Origin of the sequence: Neobacillus notoginsengisoli (genome assembly GCF_003515685.1) — a bacterium.
Classification (GTDB): Bacteria; Bacillota; Bacilli; order Bacillales; family Cytobacillaceae; genus Bacillus_D; species Bacillus_D notoginsengisoli.
Genome location: NZ_QWEG01000003.1, coordinates 112,217 through 132,712 on the forward strand (window position 1 = coordinate 112,217; position 20,496 = coordinate 132,712).

General features: G+C 44.6%; 24 protein-coding genes. 13 read left to right on the forward strand and 11 right to left on the reverse strand.

The features are described from left to right. Positions 1-66 precede the first annotated feature (66 nt). From desA to D1B31_RS05130, 3 genes are all read left to right on the forward strand, one after another. The gene (gene desA / locus D1B31_RS05120; RefSeq protein WP_118919682.1) at positions 67-1,104 is read left to right on the forward strand and encodes a Delta(5) desaturase DesA; all 1,038 of its coding nucleotides are present in this window, start codon (positions 67-69) and stop codon (positions 1,102-1,104) included. A 127-nt stretch (positions 1,105-1,231) separates the two neighbouring features. Then, positions 1,232-2,368: a sensor histidine kinase gene (locus D1B31_RS05125; protein ID WP_118919683.1), complete on the forward strand. Its 1,137-nt coding sequence runs from the start codon at positions 1,232-1,234 to the stop codon at positions 2,366-2,368. Continuing rightward, positions 2,365-2,964, forward strand: a complete 600-nt coding sequence (locus D1B31_RS05130) for a response regulator transcription factor (RefSeq protein WP_118919684.1) — start codon at positions 2,365-2,367, stop codon at positions 2,962-2,964. Before D1B31_RS05125 ends, D1B31_RS05130 begins: the two co-directional genes overlap by 4 nt. 417 nt (positions 2,965-3,381) lie before the next feature. Here the strand turns inward: D1B31_RS05130 and D1B31_RS05135 are convergent, their stop codons facing one another. The 4 genes from D1B31_RS05135 to D1B31_RS05150 all read right to left on the reverse strand — a co-directional run bounded on the left by D1B31_RS05135 (position 3,382) and on the right by D1B31_RS05150 (position 6,828). Beyond that, positions 3,382-4,719 (reverse strand): MATE family efflux transporter, encoded by a 1,338-nt coding sequence (locus D1B31_RS05135; protein ID WP_118919685.1) that lies wholly within the window; start codon positions 4,717-4,719, stop codon positions 3,382-3,384. 51 nt (positions 4,720-4,770) lie between these two features. Further along, positions 4,771-5,601, reverse strand: coding sequence for a prephenate dehydratase (gene pheA / locus D1B31_RS05140; RefSeq protein ID WP_118919686.1), 831 nt, complete (start codon positions 5,599-5,601; stop codon positions 4,771-4,773). 131 nt (positions 5,602-5,732) lie between these two features. Beyond that, positions 5,733-5,954, reverse strand: coding sequence for a hypothetical protein (locus D1B31_RS05145; RefSeq protein ID WP_118919687.1), 222 nt, complete (start codon positions 5,952-5,954; stop codon positions 5,733-5,735). Between the two features lie 25 nt (positions 5,955-5,979). Next, entirely contained in the window at positions 5,980-6,828 is an 849-nt protein-coding gene (locus tag D1B31_RS05150; RefSeq protein WP_118919688.1) for a deoxyribonuclease IV, read from the reverse strand. A gap of 139 nt (positions 6,829-6,967) precedes the next feature. On the opposite strand from D1B31_RS05150, the gene D1B31_RS05155 reads away from it, so the two are divergent. Continuing rightward, positions 6,968-7,258 (forward strand): hypothetical protein, encoded by a 291-nt coding sequence (locus tag D1B31_RS05155; protein ID WP_118919689.1) that lies wholly within the window; start codon positions 6,968-6,970, stop codon positions 7,256-7,258. 117 nt (positions 7,259-7,375) lie between these two features. Here the strand turns inward: D1B31_RS05155 and D1B31_RS05160 are convergent, their stop codons facing one another. Together D1B31_RS05160 and D1B31_RS05165 are read right to left on the reverse strand one after the other, a co-directional pair. Then, entirely contained in the window at positions 7,376-8,134 is a 759-nt protein-coding gene (locus D1B31_RS05160; protein WP_158587468.1) for an NERD domain-containing protein, read from the reverse strand. Positions 8,135-8,323: 189 nt separating this feature from the next. Beyond that, a complete protein-coding gene (locus tag D1B31_RS05165; RefSeq protein WP_118919690.1) occupies positions 8,324-9,151 on the reverse strand; it encodes an undecaprenyl-diphosphate phosphatase in 828 nt (275 codons plus the stop codon). 228 nt (positions 9,152-9,379) lie between these two features. Between D1B31_RS05165 and D1B31_RS05170 the strand changes: the two genes are divergently transcribed. The 3 genes from D1B31_RS05170 to D1B31_RS05180 all read left to right on the forward strand — a co-directional run bounded on the left by D1B31_RS05170 (position 9,380) and on the right by D1B31_RS05180 (position 10,926). Beyond that, positions 9,380-10,000 carry a hypothetical protein gene (locus tag D1B31_RS05170; RefSeq protein WP_118919691.1) on the forward strand — a complete coding sequence of 207 codons (621 nt, stop codon included), beginning with the start codon at positions 9,380-9,382 and terminating at the stop codon, positions 9,998-10,000. Then, complete coding sequence (locus tag D1B31_RS05175; RefSeq protein WP_338036454.1) at positions 9,997-10,377, forward strand: DUF2500 domain-containing protein; 381 nt, start codon at positions 9,997-9,999, stop codon at positions 10,375-10,377. The genes D1B31_RS05170 and D1B31_RS05175 overlap by 4 nt, the downstream gene beginning before the upstream one ends. Before the next feature lie 216 nt (positions 10,378-10,593). Further along, positions 10,594-10,926: a replicative helicase loader/inhibitor gene (locus tag D1B31_RS05180; protein ID WP_118919692.1), complete on the forward strand. Its 333-nt coding sequence runs from the start codon at positions 10,594-10,596 to the stop codon at positions 10,924-10,926. 196 nt (positions 10,927-11,122) lie between these two features. Here the strand turns inward: D1B31_RS05180 and D1B31_RS05185 are convergent, their stop codons facing one another. Then, positions 11,123-12,217 carry a DUF4236 domain-containing protein gene (locus D1B31_RS05185; protein WP_118919693.1) on the reverse strand — a complete coding sequence of 365 codons (1,095 nt, stop codon included), beginning with the start codon at positions 12,215-12,217 and terminating at the stop codon, positions 11,123-11,125. Between the two features lie 103 nt (positions 12,218-12,320). Between D1B31_RS05185 and D1B31_RS05190 the strand changes: the two genes are divergently transcribed. The 4 genes from D1B31_RS05190 (at position 12,321) to D1B31_RS05205 (ending at position 15,358) form a co-directional block, all read left to right on the forward strand. Continuing rightward, positions 12,321-12,752, forward strand: a complete 432-nt coding sequence (locus D1B31_RS05190) for a VanZ family protein (protein ID WP_158587469.1) — start codon at positions 12,321-12,323, stop codon at positions 12,750-12,752. 112 nt (positions 12,753-12,864) lie between these two features. Beyond that, complete coding sequence (locus tag D1B31_RS05195) at positions 12,865-13,212, forward strand: PadR family transcriptional regulator (protein ID WP_118919695.1); 348 nt, start codon at positions 12,865-12,867, stop codon at positions 13,210-13,212. Beyond that, the gene (locus D1B31_RS05200; RefSeq protein ID WP_118919696.1) at positions 13,193-13,828 is read left to right on the forward strand and encodes an HAAS signaling domain-containing protein; all 636 of its coding nucleotides are present in this window, start codon (positions 13,193-13,195) and stop codon (positions 13,826-13,828) included. The genes D1B31_RS05195 and D1B31_RS05200 overlap by 20 nt, the downstream gene beginning before the upstream one ends. Positions 13,829-13,897: 69 nt before the next feature. Then, a complete protein-coding gene (locus D1B31_RS05205) occupies positions 13,898-15,358 on the forward strand; it encodes a DUF4153 domain-containing protein (RefSeq protein ID WP_118919697.1) in 1,461 nt (486 codons plus the stop codon). 45 nt (positions 15,359-15,403) lie between these two features. Here the strand turns inward: D1B31_RS05205 and D1B31_RS05210 are convergent, their stop codons facing one another. From D1B31_RS05210 to D1B31_RS05225, 4 genes are all read right to left on the reverse strand, one after another. Further along, positions 15,404-16,069: a DUF975 family protein gene (locus tag D1B31_RS05210; protein WP_118919698.1), complete on the reverse strand. Its 666-nt coding sequence runs from the start codon at positions 16,067-16,069 to the stop codon at positions 15,404-15,406. Between the two features lie 182 nt (positions 16,070-16,251). Continuing rightward, positions 16,252-17,283, reverse strand: coding sequence for an LLM class flavin-dependent oxidoreductase (locus D1B31_RS05215; RefSeq protein WP_118919699.1), 1,032 nt, complete (start codon positions 17,281-17,283; stop codon positions 16,252-16,254). Between the two features lie 349 nt (positions 17,284-17,632). Then, on the reverse strand, positions 17,633-18,160 hold the full coding sequence (locus tag D1B31_RS05220; protein ID WP_118919700.1) for a MerR family transcriptional regulator: 528 nt from the start codon (positions 18,158-18,160) through the stop codon (positions 17,633-17,635). A 61-nt stretch (positions 18,161-18,221) separates the two neighbouring features. Next, positions 18,222-19,187 carry a MerR family transcriptional regulator gene (locus D1B31_RS05225; protein ID WP_118919701.1) on the reverse strand — a complete coding sequence of 322 codons (966 nt, stop codon included), beginning with the start codon at positions 19,185-19,187 and terminating at the stop codon, positions 18,222-18,224. Between the two features lie 301 nt (positions 19,188-19,488). Between D1B31_RS05225 and D1B31_RS05230 the strand changes: the two genes are divergently transcribed. Together D1B31_RS05230 and D1B31_RS05235 are read left to right on the forward strand one after the other, a co-directional pair. Next, entirely contained in the window at positions 19,489-19,926 is a 438-nt protein-coding gene (locus D1B31_RS05230; RefSeq protein ID WP_118919702.1) for a ferritin family protein, read from the forward strand. A 75-nt stretch (positions 19,927-20,001) separates the two neighbouring features. Further along, on the forward strand, positions 20,002-20,490 hold the full coding sequence (locus tag D1B31_RS05235; RefSeq protein WP_118919703.1) for a L,D-transpeptidase family protein: 489 nt from the start codon (positions 20,002-20,004) through the stop codon (positions 20,488-20,490). Positions 20,491-20,496: the final 6 nt, after the last annotated feature.

The window sequence follows — 20,496 nt, forward strand, 5'->3', positions numbered from 1 at the left end:
ACAGCCTAATTTGTTTTCTATATAATCATGGTATTAAGATTGCAAAAGGAAGGGGCTTTTTACACAATGACTGTACAAAACCAGCAAAAAGCACTTAAAAAGCAAGTTGCTCCTTATGAAAAATCGGAAACTAAAAAGAGTATCATCCAAATTGTAAATACTGTGATCCCGTTCTTTGGATTTTGGTTCCTTGCCTATAAGGCACTGTCGGTGAGTTATTTGCTCACGCTGGCACTCGCTGTTATTGCGGCAGGCTTCATGATCCGAACATTCATCATTTTCCATGACTGCTGCCACCATTCGTTTTTCAGAAGCAGGAAAGTGAATAAAATCGTCGGAACAATTACCGGCGTGATCACTTTCTTCCCGTATAGCCAATGGGGCCGTGACCACAATATCCACCATGCGACTAGCGGAAACTTGGACAAGCGTGGGACAGGCGATATTTGGGTCATGACTGTTGAGGAATATGCGGCTGCTTCACCAATGTTGAAATTAGGGTACAGGCTGTACCGCAATCCGCTCGTCATGTTCGGGGTTGGACCGATTTGGCTTGTTCTGATTAAAAATAGGTTTAACCGCCGCGATGCGCGTATGCCTGAGAAGATGAACACATGGCTGACGAATGCATTGATTGTAGGTGTTTCAGCTCTGTTAATCTGGGCAATTGGCTGGAAGGCGTTCGTGATGGTACAAGGTCCCGTCGCGTTTGTAGCGGGTGCTCTTGGCATTTGGCTGTTCTACATTCAGCATACATTCGAGGATTCCTACTTTGAACATGATAAAGAGTGGGAATATGTGCTTGCTGCGGTTGAAGGCAGCTCCTATTACAAGCTACCGAAAATCCTTCAGTGGGTGACAGGGAACATTGGTTTCCACCATGTCCACCATCTTGCGCCGAGGGTACCGAACTACAAGCTAGAGGAAGCGCACAAGAATACGGAGCCGCTTCAGCACGTACCGACTGTCACCTTGTCTACAAGCTTTGAGTCTTTGAAATATCGCCTTTGGGATGAAGAGAAAAAGCGTTTCGTCGGCTATTCGGCGGCAAAGGCTTTTGCAAAAAAGTCTTCTCGAATGAACATGAAGCCGAAAACGGAATAAATTAGTGACAGCGCTCCCCAGTAAATGGGGAGTGTTTTCATTTGGGCCAGATAACTGCCTTCTATGTCAGACTGAGTCCCATATGGTAAAATAAACAAAAAGAGAGTCATAAAAATGAGGTTTGTTCATGTTTAAAAAGTATTGGGCTTTACTTGGGAGGACAGGCATCTCCCCCTATATTTGGACGATTCTTGGCATTCTGCCGTTTTACTTCATTTATTTGTCTTCGTCAACGGTGAAAGTAATGGCCGGCATCGTACTCACGCTGGCATTTTTCGCCCTGTATCGCCTGGCGTATATTTCAAAAGGGTGGACGGTTTATTTATGGACGTTGCTGTTGATTGGCATCTCGATCGCCTTGACGACTTTGTTCAGTTACGTATATTTCGCCTTTTTTATTGCTTATTTCATTGGGAACATTAAAAAGAAAATTCCATTTTATGTTTTATACTCTATCCACCTTGCCGGGATGGTTGTTGCGATCAACTTAAAGATTATTCTTAAAGATGATTTTTTCCTAAGACAATTGCCGCTCGTCGTCATCGTCCTGCTAAGTTTGATCCTCTTGCCTTTCAGCCTGCGGCACAGGAGTGAAAAGGGAAGACTGGAAGAAAAGCTGGATGACGCGAACAAGCGGATTGGAGAACTGATTAAGATTGAGGAGCGGCAGAGAATTGCGCGAGATCTTCATGATACTCTTGGGCAAAAGCTCTCCTTAATCGGCTTAAAAAGCGACCTTGCGAGGAGACTCATTTCAAAGGATCCCGACCGGGCTGCGGCTGAAATGGTCGATGTTCAGCAAACGGCTAGGACAGCGCTGAATGAAGTCCGGAAGATGGTTTCACAAATGCGCGGGATTCGTCTCAGTGAAGAAATTCTCAGGGTGCAGGAAATGCTTGCGGCCGCCCAAATTGAATATAAGGGAAGCAAGGATTGGTCGCTGCCGAATGTCCCTCTTTTGGTGGAAAATATATTAAGCATGTGCTTGAAGGAAGCTGTTACGAATGTTGTCCGCCACAGCAGCGCGACTCGCTGTGAAGTGAAGCTTGCACGCAGCAAGAGGGGAATTACGCTAATTGTAAAAGATAATGGTGTCGGGAAGGTTGACAAGGTTCATTTTGCGAAGGGAAGCGGCCTTTCGGGTATGAGGGAACGGCTGGATTTCGTGAATGGGACGCTGGATATTATGAGTGATGGGGGAACCGAGTTGGTGATTTGGGTGCCGACTGTGGTCCAACATATGGAGAAGGAGGGTGCGGAATGATTCGGATCGTGCTTGCGGAGGACCAACGAATGCTGCTGGGGGCAATCGGGTCGCTGCTGAATCTTGAGGAGGATATGGAGGTTGCCGGGATGGCGGCGAACGGTGAGGAGGCTGTCAAGCTTGTCCGTTCTCTGGAACCGGATGTTTGCATCATGGATATTGAGATGCCGGGGAAAAGCGGGCTTGAAGCCGCCGAGGAGCTGAAGGATTCTGGCTGTAAAATAATCATTCTAACCACGTTCGCAAGGCCAGGCTATTTCAAGCGCGCGATAAAGGCTGGGGTGAGCGCGTATTTGCTGAAGGATGGGCCAAGCGAGGAGCTTGCCGGTTCAATTCGGAGTGTGATGGAGGGGAGGCGGATTTATGCTCCTGAACTGATGGATGACCTGTACAGCGAGGATAATCCACTTACTGAAAGGGAAATGGATGTGCTTGGACTGATTGCCGACGGGAAGAATACGAAGGAAATTGCGAGTGAGTTGACGTTGTCCGCGGGTACTGTGCGGAATTATATCTCAACGATTCTTGATAAGCTTCAAGTGAAGAATCGGATTGAAGCGATTACCCATTCAAAGGAAAAAGGCTGGTTTAAGTAACGGGAACGAATGTTCGTGTAATTTGTGCAGAAAAATGATATAATGAAACAACAATAGAATAGGTTTCTCAAGGGTGGTCGGCACACTCCCCAAGGAAAGGGGGTGATGCTGTATGACAGTTTTCGAATCCTTAATGTTTGCGTTGGCATTCACGGGGTTGATCGTAAGTATCCTGTCATTTAACCAAAAAAAATAATCCACCCTTGAGTTAACGGCTCCGGTGGATTATCTCTTTCACCCAATTGCCGGCCCCCTTAAAGGGACCTTTCTATTGGTTGACCGGGCATGCTGCGAACATGGCCGGTCTTTTTTAGTTTATGTTCATCTTCTTTTCCATTATACCATGAAATCTTCAAAAGAAAACATGGGAAAGCGTTCCCGCCATGATCAAATCTTTTGTGAAGTTGGCAAATTGGGTTATGCAACCTGGCTGCCCGCTTTTGTCATCGTGATGTTGTTCCAGTTCGTCCGGTAATATCTCGCCATCAGAATGAGGCCGAATACGGATAAATAGGTGTAAAGAGCGATCCATGCCCCGTAACTTGACAGGTTGAAAACAAAAACCAAGAGATACGTAAGCGGAATAAAGAAACCCCATGCCAGAGCGAGTGAGGCTCTCATCAGGAAGGTGGTATCGCCAATTCCGCGCAGGCCTCCTGAATAAAAGCTGAAAAACCCATCAAACAGCTGGAGGAATGCCGAGATCATAATCAGCTTTGCCGTAAGCTGATAGACGAGCGGGTCATTTGTATAAATCCGAGCCAATGGCTCTGCAAAAATGAATTCTGTTGTCCCAAGCAAAAGGATAAACAGGCTGCCCATGATGGCGGTCTGGGTTCCCATGCTCTTAGCGGTTGACGGGTACCTGCGCCCGATTTCCTGGCCGACGAGAATTGTTGCAGTTGAACCGAAAGCCGCAGCGGGCATAAAGCCAAAGCTCATGATGCTCAAGGCTATTTCATTCGCGGCAAGCGCGTGCGTGCCAAGCCTTGTAACAAAAGCAGTAAATACAAACATCGCCATACTTTTTGAAAACTCCTGCATGCCGAGTTTGAAGCTTTCAATTGAAATGAATTTAGCCTCAATGAACCGAAGAACAGGTTTGAGAGACGGCTTTACCGTTTTGATAAAGGCATAAGCAGTGAACAGCAAGCCGATCACCTCACCAATAAATAGCGCCCAAGCCGCTCCCGTCAAGCCTAGTTCAGGAAAGCCGAGTTTTCCGTACGTAAGCGAATACGTAAAGAAAATCATTGCCGCATTGGCCAAAAGGGAGGCGAACATTGGTGTGCGGGTATTGCCGATTCCACGGAAAAAGCCATGGATGGTGAAGCTGAAGATCGAAAAAACAATAGCAAAGAAGCGGATTTGTAGATAGCCGTTTCCTTCAGCTATCATTTCAGATGAGCTGCCGAGAACTTTGAAAATTGCTTCCGTGGCAAAAAAGCCAGCAAGGATAATCAGAACCCCGGCCGCTCCACCGAGCAATAACGCAATAAACGTCCGTTCCACTCCCTTTTCCATTTCCCCGGAACCATAGCTTTGCGCAACAAGGTAATTGACCGTATGGCCAATCCCGGAGCAAAGCGCCCATACGTTGTACATAACAATGTTTGAAACACCGACAATCGCAATCGCGAGCGCTCCAAGGTTTCCGACCATAATCAGATTAATGGTTCCGGTCACCGTCATGGAAGCGAACGAAGCAATCGATGGGATTGCCAATAGTAATATTGTTTTCCAGTTTTTTAACATTCAGTTTCTCCTAAGTTGTTTAAATGGTCTTTTTGCAAAATTGGAACCCGTTTATAATCGGGTAGTGTTATAGCTTCCGAGAACTTGCACTTCGTGGCCGAACGCCCTTAATATTTTCAGTGCTTTGCTCGTTCTTTCTGCGTCCTGTCCGGTTTCCGCCTCGAGGAAGAAATGGTATGTGCCAAGCCGCTTCTTCGTTGGGCGGGATTCGATCCATGTCAGGTTGATGGAAAGGGCTGAAAATACATTCAAAATCGAGGATAAGACGCCGGACTGGTCCAATGCAGGAGCAATCAGCAGCATGATTTTATCCCGTTTGTGAAAAGGCAGAAATTCTGCGCTTCTTTTGCCGACAACGATGAAGCGGGTATGGTTTTCGCCATTATCCTGTACCGAGTTGTTTGCAATTTGTAAATCGAAAAGTCTTGCCGCTGCGCTGGATGCAATCGCACCGGCATCAAGGCGGCCTTGTTCCTTCAACGCCCTTGCGGCGGAAGAGGTGCTGTCGAATTCCTTCGTTTTCACTGCCGCTTTCCTTATGTAATCCTTGCACTGGGCAAGGGCGGGGGAAATCGACCAGACCTCGCGGATCTCGCTGACTTTTGCTCCTTCATTGACAAGGAGCTTGAGGGATACTGGGAAAACGACTTCTTCTTCAATAAAAAGATTATTCGCCAATAGTCCGTCGGCTGTTATATTGATCGTTCCTTCAATTGAATTTTCAATCGGGACAATGCCTTTTTCAACCTTCCGATCGCCGACCGCCTCCAGCACTTCAAGGATGGAGTCACATAGTTGCCAGTCGGCTTCGCCATTTTTAAAGGTTTTAAAAGCTGCTTCTTCTGAAAAACTACCGTGCGGTCCTAAATATGCTACTTTCATCTATATACACTCCTTTTGCCATGCTATTAAGTATACACAAAGGACTGGTCAGGTCTAGACTTTTTCTGATCTTTGCAAAAGAAAGTGAAAACCAGGCATGTCTCTATGCCCGGTTTCTGATTAATACCATGTTATTCCAATATTACTCCGTCCTGGTAGCCCGCCATGAAGCTGCCGAGCGTTTCCTCCAGGTTTTCATTGTCTTCGGGGATTTGAATGATAACCTCATTTCGTCTTTCAACAGCGGTAATACTCACATTTTCGTACCGATTTATTTCTAGCTGAAGCTTTAGCGCTTCGGCGATCTCTTCGGCACTGTAATCATTTTGTATTAAATAACGGACATTTCTCATGTTTTTACAGCCTCCTCATTTTGTCTTAGGTAGTTTTTGCAGGAGGCAGTCGATCTAACCGTTTTAAAGTTGTCATTTCTTCCTCGTGGGATATTCCGAGGTCGGACGGTGTTTCCAGAATGAAGGGGATGTCACTGAATGCTGCAATGATGCTTTCCATCTGCTTGGGCATGATGTGCCCGCCTTTATAGATATTTGCGTGCCGGTCCCTTCGTGAACCGAACGGATGCATTGAATTATTCAAGTGGATGGCTGTTAAGTTAGCTGCATAGCCAAGTTCAACGGCCTTTTGCTTAAATACATAGGTGTCTTCACCATTCCACATGCCGCTAGCAAAAGCATGGCATGTATCCAGGCAAAAACCTATTTTCTCGGGGTATTCGCATAGATTTCTCACTTGTACCGATTCTTCGAGCGTTGTTCCGAGCGCGGCCTCCTTGCCTGCATTGTTCTCTAGCAAAAGGAGGCAATCACCATCCCATTGTGAAAGAATTGTATTCAGCATTTCAAGCATGAGGTGATAGCTGGCCAGCGGGGCATTTTCAGCCGTCCTGCTTCCAAAATGGACGACGATCCCGGCAGAACCGCACGCATCTGCAATCGCGAGGTCATTTAATATAGAAGCTATGTTTATCTCTTTTTTTGCCGGAGGAGGGGTGATGCTCGTTGGATAAGGTGTATGGGCAATCGTGAATAGACTGTTTGTATGGCAAAATTCCCTGCACGCGGCGGCATCATTTTTATCAAATTCCTTCACTGACAGGCTGCGCGCGTTCTTCGGGAAATACTGGAAAGCCTGCGCGCCGATTTTATTCGCGTATTTGGCGGCAGCGAGATAACCGTCCCTAATGCTGACATGGCAGCCGAATGTCATTTTGATCACTTCCTGGCGTTTTGGATTTAGCGTTTGGTTGCTCGGTTGCATTTATCCATGTTTTGTTTAAACGGGATAAATAGCATATTTAGCGGGCAAAATACGTTCGGATTCAATTTACAGGAAAAGAGGACAGGAAATGAAAGAGATTTTGCAAGAGGTAAAAGCGGAATTGGAGAACGCGTTCGACCATCCTGAGAGGCACAGCCTGGATGAAAGCATAGCGAAACTGCAGTCGGCCCTTGAGCAAAACGGCGATAAAGGAACGATGATCCAGGATGCCATTACAGCGCTGACACAGGCAAAGAATGCAGCGGCTGAACTGGAGCATGCCGGCACCGAATCAGCTTCATCCGGATTTGGCGAGGCGTTCAACGCCCTCGATCAGGCAATCGAGTCATACGTAGTTCCGAATAACGATCCGTTTTAATGGAGTCGAAAAAAGCAACCGATGCTGGTTGCTTTTTCTATTACATTAGAAATGGTTTATCTAGACCAGAAAAGTATATTATAAAAAAGAAATTGTCGAGTTTACACGAAGCAACTCTTAGGCAATAAACCTGCATTTCGGATAATTGGCGCAGCCTTTAAAAGAACCGTTCTTTCCACTTCTGGTGACAAGACCGCCGCCGCATCGGGGGCATATATTGTTGGCGATTTGCAGCTTTTTTTCTGCTAAATTTCCTTTTATATGGCGCACATGCTGTCTGCTTTGTTCCTTCCGTGCACGCCAGTCTTTTAGCTGCAATTTTACCAGCATGAGTTTGATTTTCTCTTTACGAAAATTTGTGAGTGTGTTTTCGCCAGACTTTGTTTCAATTAGTCTAAGGAGATTCCAGATTGAAACAACATCCGCGTTTTTAAAAGGCTCTTTAAATTTCAAATTAGCCTTTTTGCAAAAAACAACCACTGAATAAAATGGAATATCGGCCGCAGCGTCTCCAAGATGTTCCTGAATTGCTTTGATATGACCGTAATTTTGCCAGACAGGGTTAGGAAAATTGTTTTTATGCTTAAAGTTGATCCTTGTCCAGGTCGGGCTGTTTTCCGAGCCCATGATCCAACCCTCGAAGTTTTTCGTCTCAATGACAAAAATGCCCTTGCTGCTGATGAGGATATGGTCCACCTGGCTAGTCTGGCCATTCTTCATTGGTATGTACAGATCATCGAGATGAATATAGGAGCTTTGGTCAAGTGTTTTTAGTCGTTTGCTGACCTGTTTTTCACCATGCCAGCCTTTAAAAGAAGAAGGGTTGGAGATTAAGTTTACGAATGCATCGAACAATTCAGCCAGAAAAGACCCCACACGAACATCCCCCACCAAAACAAATGATGGGACTATTATACCATAATTCGCCAATTTATTTCGGGAAAAGTTTACAAATTTCTCGAGTTTATCACGGGACAATATTCTCAGCAATATCATTGTTCTACCCTAAATAACATAAAGGACTCCCAATACATGGAAGTCCTTTATTGCGCGTAAACTATTTCATTAAAAATACAACACATAAATAAGGATTGCTACCACAATCCTGTAGATTGCGAACGGGACAAGCTTGATTCGGTTGATGAGCTTCAGGAAGAACCGAATGGAAATGAGCGCAAAAACGAATGCGGCGATAAACCCGACGATAAAGAATGGCAGAGCGTCAAGGCTGAAGTGTTCCCAGTTTTTCAAGAGCGAAATACCGCTCGCTCCCATCATAATTGGAACGGCCATAATAAATGTAAAGTCAGATGCCGCTCGGTGGCTCATTCCAAGCAAAACGCCGCCCGCAATCGTTGACCCAGAACGCGAGAAACCAGGCCATAGGCCAAAGCATTGGAAGAGGCCGATTCCGAACGCCTGCTTGTAGCTAACCCTGTCAACGGTTTCGGCTTTAGGCGTTTTCGGACGGACAAAGTCGGCAATAATCATGAGAATAGCCCCAAGAACGAGGCCGACAACAACCGTTCTGACTGAAAAGAGATGCTCGTCAATATAATCCTCGAACAACAATCCAGTAATTCCAGCCGGCAAAAGTCCGACGAAAATTTTAAGCAGGCTTAAGGATTCTCCCGTTTCTTTGTCTGTTTCCTTTTTTGCAAGGCCGAGAAGACCCAAAATCCTGTCCTTAAATACAATGACGACCGCAAGAATCGATCCGAGCTGGATAACAACCTTAAACGTATTGGCGACTGGCGCCGAAAAGAGATCTTTCGAATGAAGCAGCAAGTCATCAACAATAATCATGTGACCCGTGGAGGAGACCGGGGCAAACTCGGTGAGCCCTTCTACAATCCCAAGGATCAGTGCAACAAATAATTCCCAAATAATCATATCTAAACTCCAATTCTAGCTGATATTCAATTGCCTAAGTATAAATAATAACGAAAAATTTGTCGGACGACAAGGAAAATCGGGTTATAGGATTCATTCTGTTTACAGAATACCATTATGTTAACCCAATTTAAAAATCAGAAAATAGATTCACCTTGCAATTTTGATATGGTAAAGTAATTTTAGGGGATAATTTAGAAACGTTTTCCAACTTAGGGGGTCTCATTTATGTTGTTATGGTACATAGCTTTATTTTTTATTGCACTCATTTTAGGTTTATTGGATGTATCACCAGCGTTTACTTTTTTGGTTATTGCTGTGTACATCATTCTATCAATTCCGTATGTCATTCCAATCATTTGGAGCAGGGATACAGAAAAAATGATGAATTATTTAAAAAAATCCCGGAATGCTTATTATAAATTCCTTTATCAGTTCTTAAATGGCGACGAAGAAGAAGCTGAAAAAATCGCCCAAGGAATGCGGGAAGGCAGAATGAAAGATATGGCGCTCGTCATGCTTCATATTCATCAGAAGAAACACAGAGAAGCTAAGCTAATTTTGAAAAAAATGAAGGATGGCCTTTTCAAAAATTATTATTTGGCAGCTGTCTTATTTGAAGAGGGAGATATGGATGGCTACGATTTGTATAAGAAAAAGGTAACGGACGCCGACTATAGAAAATGGCTTGAAATTGAGGAGGCAGTCAGAAAGGGGAACAGAACTGAAGGGTTAAAGATGCTTGATGAACAAATTGCGAGGCTTCGAGGGATGAAGCTCCTGTCCGCGGTTCATTACAGGAATGAATTCCTAAAAAACTCGATTAGCCAGGGGGAGGGTAAGGAATGATGGAAGCTGGTTTCGACATGTTTGATATGATGTCCGTCATTGTACCTGTATTTTTCGTTATCATAATTGGTATTTTTATCTTTTCTATAAGCAAAGGGATTTCGGAATGGTCGAATAATAATAAGCAGCCGCGTCTAAGCGTAAATGCGAAAGTTGTTTCAAAACGGACGAAGGTTAGTGGAGGCATGAATGATCATTCATCTAGTACACATTATTTTACGACGTTCGAGGTGGAAAGCGGGGATCGTCTGGAATTCAATGTAAGCGGTTACGAATATGGCCAGCTTGCGGAAGGGGACGCGGGCGAATTAACTTTTCAGGGGACAAGGTACCTTGGCTTCAATCGAAACAAAGCACAGATTGTACCGAATGAATAAGTGGCGTTTCGTCTACCCAGGAACATGGTTTTCTGTAAGTTTTTGTTTTAAATAAAGACCTGTTCATTTCATCGTCGGTATGGAAATTCTTAATAAAATAGACTATACTGAATAGTAAGAATACACAAGAAGAAAACGCAGCCGCTGTAGAAAAAGATCAACTCGCATTTGCTTATGGTTCAATAAAGGCACGGAAAATAAGGGAGGTAAGATTGGATGGAGAAGCAGGAACTGTTGAAAATCCTAGTGCTGATCGAATCTGTCTATCCTGAGTTTACGGTCAAAAATGAAACAGTTGAGAACTGGTTTGCTGTATGCCGGGATATGGATTACTCCCAAGTTCTAAAGAATCTGACCAACCACATGAGAAGAAGTCCGTATCCGCCTTTGATGGCGGAAATTGCCGCTTACACGTTTGACGATTATGCCGCCGAAAGCAAAAACATGGTTTTAGAAGAAGAAGGCTGGACTCAGGTGAAATACAATAGCCCCTTGGCGAACCAATCGCCGCATATGCCATGGCAAAATGAATATTTTGCTGGATTATAAAAGACAAAAGCCCATTTCCACGGGCTTTTTATATTGTACCGATAACTTGGTTTGAGATTTGAAGATGTGGATATTCTGCCGTCGTTGTCACAGGCACTCGACGCAGTGAAAAATTTGGCATAAAAGTAGCAAGCCTCCGCCGCTAATGGATGGAGGCTTTTTTTCTACTGTTTCATGAGCCAAATAACTCCGCCAATTAGGAAAGAATCGGCTCTACCTCTTCGAAACCTTTTGTTTTCTTAAAGCTCATCTTATGTGGGAAATTAGCCAGCGCTTCAGAAGGATCTAGTAAACTGAAGTTAAGCATGTCCATTGTGCTTCGGTCGTAATGGACGGACAGAATTAGCACCTTCTCCATATGGCCTGTTGCATGATTCAAATTTTCATCATAGGCATGAACATACACATTTTTAACTGGAAGCAGGGCAAACATATCCCTTGCAATCCGAAGCGCGCAGCTGCACACATAATCTTGAATCAAATCATAATACATTGTTTTGGTCATGTTCTTTTCAGATAGTTTCCCTGTTTTTGTTAAGGTGAGCACTTTCTCTGGGATGACCTCGGTTGCATGCACATCAAAGCTAATATGCATTTCGTCAGGGCGGTCTGTGCCAAATTCAAAGCCGCTGCCAAATTCTACGAGGTCATCAAGAGGCCCAAATTCATCAACTACTTCAAAATAGGCATCAATATCACCCTGAAGGATTCTCTTGGCGATGGAAGTCATCCTTTTCCACCGGTCAACCGTTTCACGATCTTCATTTTTCGCCGCTTCAACTGCTGCAACGAGTTCAGCTCTTCTTTTCTTATCCCAGCCAAAAAGCCGTTCGAAAAACCCCGGCTTGTATGCCGAAAGCCTTGCTGCAGCTTCAGTTTGCAAGGGACCAGGCAGAGTGCTATCGAATGGTATCGAGGTGCTAGCAACCTCTAGCCATTCAATAGCATCATCGCATTCATGATGAATCGAAGTAAGGAGGGCCAGTTTGTTGTTAAATAATTCGACCTCAAGCCTTACCTGTTCCTGTGCCTCCAATTTCTGCATTTCCCGTTCCTGCTTGGCCAATTCACTTCTTTTTCTGTATGCATCTGATTTATATGTACGGCCACCGCTCGACTTGGAGTAAGACAACCCGCTTCCAGGGATGCCGACTGTTGAAGTTCGCCTGCCGCTGCTGTTGATGGAATAGCGGAGTCCAGGGACACCGGCACTGACCCCAACCCCTTTTTTGCCAACTGTCATTCTAACTCCCGGCGCAATTTTAAAGCTTTTTCGAAAGCGCAAGCTCATGCCTCTAACCTCCCAAAATAATCAATAATTTCATTATCACACGCTTAAAAATGTTTTACAATTGGAGAGAAGGTTTAGGGAAGAGGTGCCCGCATTGACCATTATGAAAAAACTAATCAATTTATTGTTGTTCATTGTTTATCTATCCGTCTTATTTTATCTTTTATTTTTCTCCGCCTATCGGAATGGTGTGCAAGGAATTGTCGATTACAATTTCGTTCCATTTAAAACAATCACACGCTATTTTACTTATTCCTTCCGGCTTGCCCCAACGGTGGTGACAGATGAGTTTTTTGGAAATATCCTGGCGTTTATGCCATTTGGTTTTTACCTGCCGGTTCTTTTTTCAAAAATTAAATCTGTAGGCAAAGTAGCATTCTTTTCCTTCATTCTGTCGTTATGTGTCGAGTCCGCTCAATTTTACTTCCGTGTTGGAGTTTTTGATGTCGACGACCTTATTCTTAATTCCTTGGGAGGGATAATAGGATATAGTATCTGGGTTCTTTTTAACAGGGGACGAAAGCGCCTGAGTTAGTCCGAAAAAACGATTTTTAAAGTAAACTAAAAATTTTCTTTTCCTGCTTTACAACAAGCCCAAGTCGTTGTAGTATTTCTATATACCTAACAAATCTAGGTAGGTGATAAAATTGTTTAACCGAGAGCTTGTCAAAGGAAGTACATCTTTATTAATACTTCAGCTGCTTGATAGCCGTGATATGTATGGGTATGAGCTTGTGAAGGAACTTGAAGTGAGGAGTGGAAATGGCTTCACTGTCAAGGAAGGAACCCTCTATCCCGCGCTCCATAAGCTAGAAAAGCAAGGATATATTGAATACTATTGGCAGGAGCAGGAGAAGGGGCCAGCGCGGAAGTATTACCAGATTACTTCCGGGGGCCGGGATTTGTTAAAAGAAAAAACCCGTGAATGGCAGGACTTTGTTCAGGTTATGAACAGAGTGATAGGGAGAACCGATCATGGAACGGCTGAAGAATGAATTTTTGACAGAATTGGCCCGGAGGCTTGGCAATTGTACAGAAAAAGATTCCATCCTCCGGGACTATGAAGCACATTTGGATGAGTTGCTGATCGAATTGTTTCCAGCAGATGAAGAGGATGCCCGAGATGCGGTCTATTCCAGACTTGGTACTCCGGAAGAAATCGCCGAATTATGGAAAGAGGAACTTTCTGTAACCCCAAGTAATATGAAGTGGCTGTTTGTCCTATTGAACGTGGTGCTATTTGCAGGCGGTGGCGCCCTGACAGCCGCCCATAACCTGCTTGAATGGAAATGGCTTAGCTTAATTTGGCAATACCTGACATCCATCCCTTTCATGATTGCTTTCGTGTACATATTTTTCTGGGCGCTGCTTGGATATGAAATTGGCCGGAGCTTTGGCCATAAAGGCCGAAACCTCGTCAAAAGGACATTCCTGATCGCGCTCATCCCAAATTTGTGCTTAATGGTGCTTACACTATTCGGAATCATCCCGCACCAATGGTTTCATCCGCTTTTAACAAAAACATTTATTGCTGCCTGTATCCTGTTAACCGCCCTGCTTTATCCGGTGTGCCTATTTGGCTACCATTGGGGAAAAAAGTCTTCGGTCTAGGCTTTTTTTTACCACCATACCTAGTAATTCTATATACCATGACAAACTATGTAAGTGGAGGACGACTGAATGGAAGTAAGAATGCGAATAGAAGACTGGCTGTTTTTGCTCCTTTGCATTGGGCTTGGCATTTTGGCTGAAGAAACGTTTACAAGAGGGGAAGTAGGTATTTCACATTTTATATTTATCGCAGCGTTTTACGCCATTTTCTTTTGGCGGTTCCGCGGGTTTCCGTACAGGAATCAGCGGCTAGGTTGGCTCGTTCTTGGTGCGGTCTGGCTGCTTTCGGCAAGTTATTCCCTGTACGATATGGAGTTTTTTCAAGCTTTAAATATTTTAGCCATTCCCGCCCTGGTCATTTTCCATATTTCCCTCATCACTGGGCCAAAGCATCTGGAGTGGGCAAAACCAGTTTTCCTGGTCTCTATTATGAGAAGAATAGGCGAGAGTATCGCATATAATGCTGCTTTCGCAAGACTTTCATCCCGTCTCGCCCTGCATCGCACAAAGAGTAAGAATGCGGCTATTATTAAAAAGGTTTTCATCGGGATTGGCGTTTCGATTCCTGTCCTTGCTGTCGTTCTGAATCTGCTCATTTCGGCGGATTCAGAATTCGAAAGAATCGTAACTGGTTTTCCGGCCTGGTTCAGGATAAGTGGAGAATCCATTTTCAGGATTCTGTTCACTCTGTTTTCCACATTTGCCATTTTCGGTTTCCTTCAGGTCCATTTGAAAAAGAGGTACGAAATTAAGCCAGCAGAAGGAAAAGAGGCTGGAAAAGGAATCGATCCAGTCATTCTATTGACCGTCCTGTTCCTGCTGGATGCCGTGTATGTTTTGTTTGTTGGCGTCCAGTTTACGTATTTCTTCAGCGGAACACTGAGTGATGGCTATACATTTGCGGAGTATGCCAGACGCGGATTCTTTGAACTCGTTTTCGTATCGGTGATTAATTTATCCGTGACGGTTTTCGTTCTTTCTTTTGCAAAAAATCCCGCCAGTATCATGAAACGGCTCATCCAAGCCTCGTTATCAATACTCGTTCTTTCAAGCGGCATCATCCTTTCCTCGGCCTTTATGAGGCTGATGATGTATGAAGAAGCCTACGGGTATACGTTCCTAAGGGTGTTGATCCATTCTTTCATGATTTTCCTGTTGATTATTTTCTGTTATACGCTCGCAAAAATTTGGCTTGATCGCCTGTCATTGTTCCACTTTTATTTCATCGCAGCAATTGTGTACTATACAGCCATCAACATCATTCATATTGATCAAATCGTTGTTGACAGGAATATGGAACGGTTCGAGCAAACCGGCAAAATTGATTTGCAATACCTTGCCTATATGTCTGATACCGGAATCCTTGCATTGAGCGAATTGTATAAGGAACAGCCGAACCTCTCTGGGTTGAAGGAGCTGTTAAACGAGAGAAAAAGCCAAGTAGAAGCGGCCGGCGAACGCCACTGGCAATCGTACAATTTAACAAGAGAGAAAGCGAAGAAAGCGGTATTAGGTTTAAACCTCGAGTAGATAACAAAATCCCTGCCACTTATTATTCGGGCAGGGATTTTGTCATTAAATTTGAGTGGTTTCCATGTTTTTTTCCTCAATAAGAGACTGATAGAACGAAGCCAGGGTTGCTGTGAAATAAGGAGCGAGCCAGATAAATCCGATTCCAAATGTCAACAGCGCCAGAAAACTCCAGCCAATAAAGCTGAGAGTCATTAAAAAATACTTGCCCTTATAGCCATCCATCAATTGGCGGCTCTGGGTGATCGCATCATTAATGACGATGTTCGGATTATCCTTTAGAATAAAATAAGCCTGGGAATAAGCAATCCCTTTAATGATTCCGGGAACGATCAAGAGAAGAGCCCAGAGAATTGTATAAATCGTTGTCAGCAGGTACAGGCCAACTGTCTTGAGATACAATGGACCGGAAAATACATTGAACAGTCTGCCAACTGGAACAGTTTGGCCTCGGCGCATGTCAAGCATAGCCCAGTAAAAGCTGTAAAGGATTGGGCTCAATGCGATTGATAGTATCCAGGATAATGTCTGTGCATGGACTGGCGCATTATCAGCAGAGAACCATTCACTGAACCCACCGGTAGCGATTATTTCGGCAATTACCGGTATGAAGGAATAAAGGCCGAAAGAAATAATTCCGAGTAGAATGGCAACTCCCCAATGTCCTCTAAGTGATGCCAAGGCATCTTTTTTCAAACTACTAATCTTCAAGATGAAGTTCCCCCTATGTGTATGATAATTACCTAGTTTAGTATACAGGAATTTTGCAAAAAAGATTCACTTAGTTTGAAATATTTTTGTAACATAATTGTAAACTATTACACAGGCATGAATGAAATATAGAACAAGCCTGCCAAGAGGTTGGCAGGCTCGTTTCCCGGCGAAAGCCGAATTTAGTTTTCTTCGTTTAGTTTCTTCATAATCTTCCCAGCAAGTTCAAAGGATTTCAGCCTTTCCTCGTGGTCGAAAATCTGGGCGTTGATGATGACTTCGTCCGCTTCTGTTTCAATTAGGAAGGACTGCAGCCTATCTTTTACCTGTTCCTTTGTCCCCGTTATGGTCGAAGAAAGCCGTCCCTCGAGAAGGGTGAGTTCATACGGGCTTGCAATCGAATTCATATTTTCCACGGGAGGCTGCAGCTTCCCGGGCCTGTTCCTTAAAAGTGAAAGGAATTGCTGTTGCATTGAGGTGGCTAGAAATTCCGCTTTTTCCTTCGTGTCAGACGCGACAATATTGACTCCAACCATGCTGTATGGCTCATTCAGCACCTCGGACGGCTGGAAGCTTTGCCGGTAAATCTTCAAGGCGGCCAAAGTGTTTTCCGGTGCAAAATGGCTTGCGAACGCAAAAGGCAGCCCAAGCTGTCCGGCAAGTCTTGCGCTGAAGCCGCTTGATCCGAGCAGCCAGATGGGTATATTCAAACCCTCACCAGGAATGGCCCTTACATGGATGACGCCTTCACGCCTGGAAGGATCGAAGTACGCTCTCAGCTCCTCTACCTGATTCGGAAAATCGTCTGCACTCGTCCGCCAGTCCCTTCGTAGCGCAGAAGCTGTAAGCTGGTCAGTACCCGGCGCCCGGCCAAGGCCAAGATCGATTCGGCCTGGAAACAAGGACTCCAACGTCCCGAATTGTTCCGCAATAACTAACGGGGAATGGTTCGGAAGCATAATGCCGCCAGAACCAACCCGGATTGAAGTTGTATGCGAGGCAACATGGCCGATGACAACGGATGTTGCCGAACTTGCGATACCTGGCATGTTATGATGCTCGGCAAGCCAGTAGCGGTGGTATCCCCATTTCTCCGCATGCCTTGCCAAGTCAACTGTATTTTGCAATGATTCCTTTGCAGTTCCGCCTTCAAGAACAGGGGAAAGATCCAGAACGGAAAACCGGACTTTTTTTCTGTTTGTATTTATGGTCATGTTTTTCACTTCTTTCAATAAATCTTGATACGTTAATTGTATCAATGAAGGGCTTTTTCGCAAAAGAGGAAGGCTTGGAAGCGAATTCCACCATCGAAGAACGGAACATTTAGTGGGTTGGGGGCGTTATTCAGGAGGAAGAGGAAAATTAGTAACAAAAGGTCGACTCTTTGTCCCAAGTCCGGGCATCTTGGGACAGACCCAAAGCATAAAGGTGAATCTTTGTCCCAAGCCAGTGCATCTTGGGACAAACCCAACGCATAAAGATAAAGCTCTGTCCCAAGCTAAGGCATCTCGGGACAGAGCCAAGGCAATTCGCCTAACTCTGTCCGAAGTACACCCCAAAATGCTAAAAACCAAAAAACGTTCCAAAAACCTTCTTCTTCTTTTTTCGCTTCCCTGGCGATGAAGGGATGTCGGCATTATCAAAAAGTGCGCTCTCAGCAACTTGCTCATTTGTTCCTTGTCGGGGTTCCATTTTTTCAATTGCTGCAGCTAGTTCAGCCACCTGGTTTTGCAATTCTTCAATCTCTTTTCGGTGTTGGATTAATTGATAAGAGGTGACGGAATCGGCTTTGCTGTCAATCCGCCGTTCCATGTCGGAAAACATCATCATCAATTTTTCAATGTCAGGACTTGCTTCAACCGCTTTGACAGTTCCTTTGCGCGGCGACTTGGCTTGATACGGTGCTATTTCCTGCAGCAGGGCACCGTTATGGATCTGATCCCGGATTTTCTCCAGAATAGGGATATCATCTTCCGAAAAAGTATAGTGTCCGCGCTCGTTCCGTTCCATCGGCAAATTCAGTTGTTTTACCCAGCGCTGGACGGTGCTTGTCGACACGCCTAGGAGCTTGGCAACTTCGCTTGAATTCATTTTCTTTTTCCCCCATTCAACAAATTTTTCTATCTAAGACAACCAGCGCTGGCAAAATTGCTTAGCGCCAGAGTTTCCACCATTTTTTCTCTTGTGCCGCTGCTGCATCTTTGAAGCTTGAGATGATTTCCTGGAGTAGTTCTTCGCGCCTGTCCATTTCCTGGCTGTGGATCATTCTTTCCATATGCAGGGTATCCATATAAAATTCTCGGTCCTTTATTAGAGTTTCGTTAAAACTTTCCACGACATTCTCCGTTACAATATTTGTGTCGGACATCGATTTGACGAGGGCTTTCATTTCTTTTGAAGACCGTTCGGAAGCTTGAGCCATCCGTTTCGTAATGGTTGCGAATTGTTCGGAACTAGCTTTTGAAACATGCGAAATGCTGTTTGAAAGGAATCTTGCCGTTTCGGAGGCTTGTTCCGAAGCTCTCGAAACTTGTGAAGCTAGCTCTTCCACTTCAGCAAGTGTTCGCTCGCTTGACTTATATATAGAATCTGAAAGGCTTTTAACTGTATGAAATGAACCCTTCGAAACCTCTTTTTTAAGATCTTCGAGCAGCTCTTTTCTAACCGTTCCACGGATTTCCTCTTTGACGTCAGCGAGAAAATCCTTTTTATATGCTTCCAATGCTCCATAAAAGGCCTCCATATCAAAAGCTTGCTGTACGGGGGGTTCTGCCGATTGAAGAACCGGTTCATTGTTGGCAGGGACCGGAGAAGCAGTGTTGATTACTTTACGTGTGGGTTCGATTGTTTCGGAAGCTGCTTCCGAACTTTGCTTGAAATGCTCTTCAATTAATTTACGAATCATTTCCTTGCCAAGGTTTTTTTCCCTCATTTGTTTTATTTTCAGCAGCAGGCTAATTTCGGTTTCTGTATAAAATCGGGATCCCTGCCTCGTACGCGGAATGACGACCAGTCCGCCCAAATCATGTTCCCATTGGCGCAATGTTCCCGGAGGCACATTTAAGCGCTTTGATACTTCCCGGATTGTATAGGCTTTAATCACTTGTCCATCTTTCATGTGTAAGCATCCTTTCTCAACTGGGATTTTCGGTAAAAAACAGAAAGAGAAGAAACATATAAAAAGAATACAAGATTAAGTTTAGCTGAAAATATTCCAAATTCCTGCTTCCTGACAAAAGCTATCAAAACTAGTGTGAATATGCGCCAACCAAACAAATTTCCCGGTAGACTGCTATTTTTGCAAAATCAACCCGAAAGGTGGAGTTAAAAACCTCACAAATCTTTGCCAAAGCCATAATTCACCCACTTTGTTTGTTGCCCATAAACTGTAACGAATGAAAAAACGGGAGGGGAATGGTATGTATCCGTATGGGTATCCGGAAGAAAATTATCGACAGCAGCATCAGTTGGTTGCTGATTTGGCGAAAGCGGTCAACGGTGAATATTCCGCGGTTCAATGTTATGAACAATTGGCTCGGATGGCTCCGAACCAATCGATTCGGGAACAGATTAATGAAATTCGCAATGATGAAATGAGGCATTACCGGGAGTTTGTCCGTTTTTATACTTCCCTTACAGGGAGGCGGCCCAATGTCCAGATTAATGAAGGGTGTCCGCAGACCTACAGAGAAGGGCTTGATTTTGCTTTCAGGGATGAACAGGAAACAGTTGACTTTTATTTGGATATTGCCGAAAGAGCCACCACTCAGGAAATGAGGAAAGCCTTTAAAAGAGCCTCCGCTGATGAGCAGAGTCATGCAGTTTGGTTTTTGTACTTTATGACGGCACACCGGTAAAAGAAATTGAATCAACGGCTTGACAGGCACAGCTGCCCAAGGAGTGAATATGCTGTCAAAAAGGGCGGGATCAACATGGTCCATATAGTGAAGCCGGGAGAAACCCTGGCGATTATTGCGATGAATTACCGGGTCAGCCTCCGAAGATTGCAGAGGGCCAATCCAGGGGTAGGGAGGGTGCACCCCGGCCAGCATCTTCTGATTCCTGGTTTGCCCCATCATTCTTCGATACCTTATCATATCGAGGTGTCTGTAAAAAAAAGGACGTTAGCTTTGTACAAGGGTGGAAAGTTTTCGAAAATCTTTCCAATTGCCGTTGGGAAAATGCTAACCGGAACCCCGACTGGAGAGTATGTCATTGTGAACCGTGAGCCCAATCCCGGCGGCCCTTTCGGAGTTATGTGGCTCTCGCTATCAAGGGCGGGATATGGCATCCATGGAACCAACAATCCTTCTTCAATCGGAAAAGCCGTCTCGCACGGCTGTATCCGGATGCATAACAAGGATGTATTGGAACTGGCATCGATTGTGCCCAATGGCACGAAAGTCATCATTCGCAACTAACTTAGG

Excerpts from the sequence above, each read along its gene's own strand:
- desA (WP_118919682.1), top strand. The coding sequence starts at position 67 with ATGACTGTACAAAACCAGCAAAAAGCACTTAAAAAGCAAGTTGCTCCT.
- D1B31_RS05125 (WP_118919683.1), top strand. The coding sequence starts at position 1,232 with ATGTTTAAAAAGTATTGGGCTTTACTTGGGAGGACAGGCATCTCCCCC.
- D1B31_RS05130 (WP_118919684.1), top strand. The coding sequence starts at position 2,365 with ATGATTCGGATCGTGCTTGCGGAGGACCAACGAATGCTGCTGGGGGCA.
- D1B31_RS05135 (WP_118919685.1), bottom strand. The coding sequence starts at position 4,719 with ATGTTAAAAAACTGGAAAACAATATTACTATTGGCAATCCCATCGATT.
- pheA (WP_118919686.1), bottom strand. The coding sequence starts at position 5,601 with ATGAAAGTAGCATATTTAGGACCGCACGGTAGTTTTTCAGAAGAAGCA.
- D1B31_RS05145 (WP_118919687.1), bottom strand. The coding sequence starts at position 5,954 with ATGAGAAATGTCCGTTATTTAATACAAAATGATTACAGTGCCGAAGAG.
- D1B31_RS05150 (WP_118919688.1), bottom strand. The coding sequence starts at position 6,828 with ATGACATTCGGCTGCCATGTCAGCATTAGGGACGGTTATCTCGCTGCC.
- D1B31_RS05155 (WP_118919689.1), top strand. The coding sequence starts at position 6,968 with ATGAAAGAGATTTTGCAAGAGGTAAAAGCGGAATTGGAGAACGCGTTC.
- D1B31_RS05165 (WP_118919690.1), bottom strand. The coding sequence starts at position 9,151 with ATGATTATTTGGGAATTATTTGTTGCACTGATCCTTGGGATTGTAGAA.
- D1B31_RS05170 (WP_118919691.1), top strand. The coding sequence starts at position 9,380 with ATGTTGTTATGGTACATAGCTTTATTTTTTATTGCACTCATTTTAGGT.
- D1B31_RS05175 (WP_338036454.1), top strand. The coding sequence starts at position 9,997 with ATGATGGAAGCTGGTTTCGACATGTTTGATATGATGTCCGTCATTGTA.
- D1B31_RS05180 (WP_118919692.1), top strand. The coding sequence starts at position 10,594 with ATGGAGAAGCAGGAACTGTTGAAAATCCTAGTGCTGATCGAATCTGTC.
- D1B31_RS05185 (WP_118919693.1), bottom strand. The coding sequence starts at position 12,217 with ATGAGCTTGCGCTTTCGAAAAAGCTTTAAAATTGCGCCGGGAGTTAGA.
- D1B31_RS05190 (WP_158587469.1), top strand. The coding sequence starts at position 12,321 with ATGAAAAAACTAATCAATTTATTGTTGTTCATTGTTTATCTATCCGTC.
- D1B31_RS05200 (WP_118919696.1), top strand. The coding sequence starts at position 13,193 with ATGGAACGGCTGAAGAATGAATTTTTGACAGAATTGGCCCGGAGGCTT.
- D1B31_RS05205 (WP_118919697.1), top strand. The coding sequence starts at position 13,898 with ATGGAAGTAAGAATGCGAATAGAAGACTGGCTGTTTTTGCTCCTTTGC.
- D1B31_RS05215 (WP_118919699.1), bottom strand. The coding sequence starts at position 17,283 with ATGACCATAAATACAAACAGAAAAAAAGTCCGGTTTTCCGTTCTGGAT.
- D1B31_RS05220 (WP_118919700.1), bottom strand. The coding sequence starts at position 18,160 with ATGAATTCAAGCGAAGTTGCCAAGCTCCTAGGCGTGTCGACAAGCACC.
- D1B31_RS05225 (WP_118919701.1), bottom strand. The coding sequence starts at position 19,187 with ATGAAAGATGGACAAGTGATTAAAGCCTATACAATCCGGGAAGTATCA.
- D1B31_RS05230 (WP_118919702.1), top strand. The coding sequence starts at position 19,489 with ATGTATCCGTATGGGTATCCGGAAGAAAATTATCGACAGCAGCATCAG.
- D1B31_RS05235 (WP_118919703.1), top strand. The coding sequence starts at position 20,002 with ATGGTCCATATAGTGAAGCCGGGAGAAACCCTGGCGATTATTGCGATG.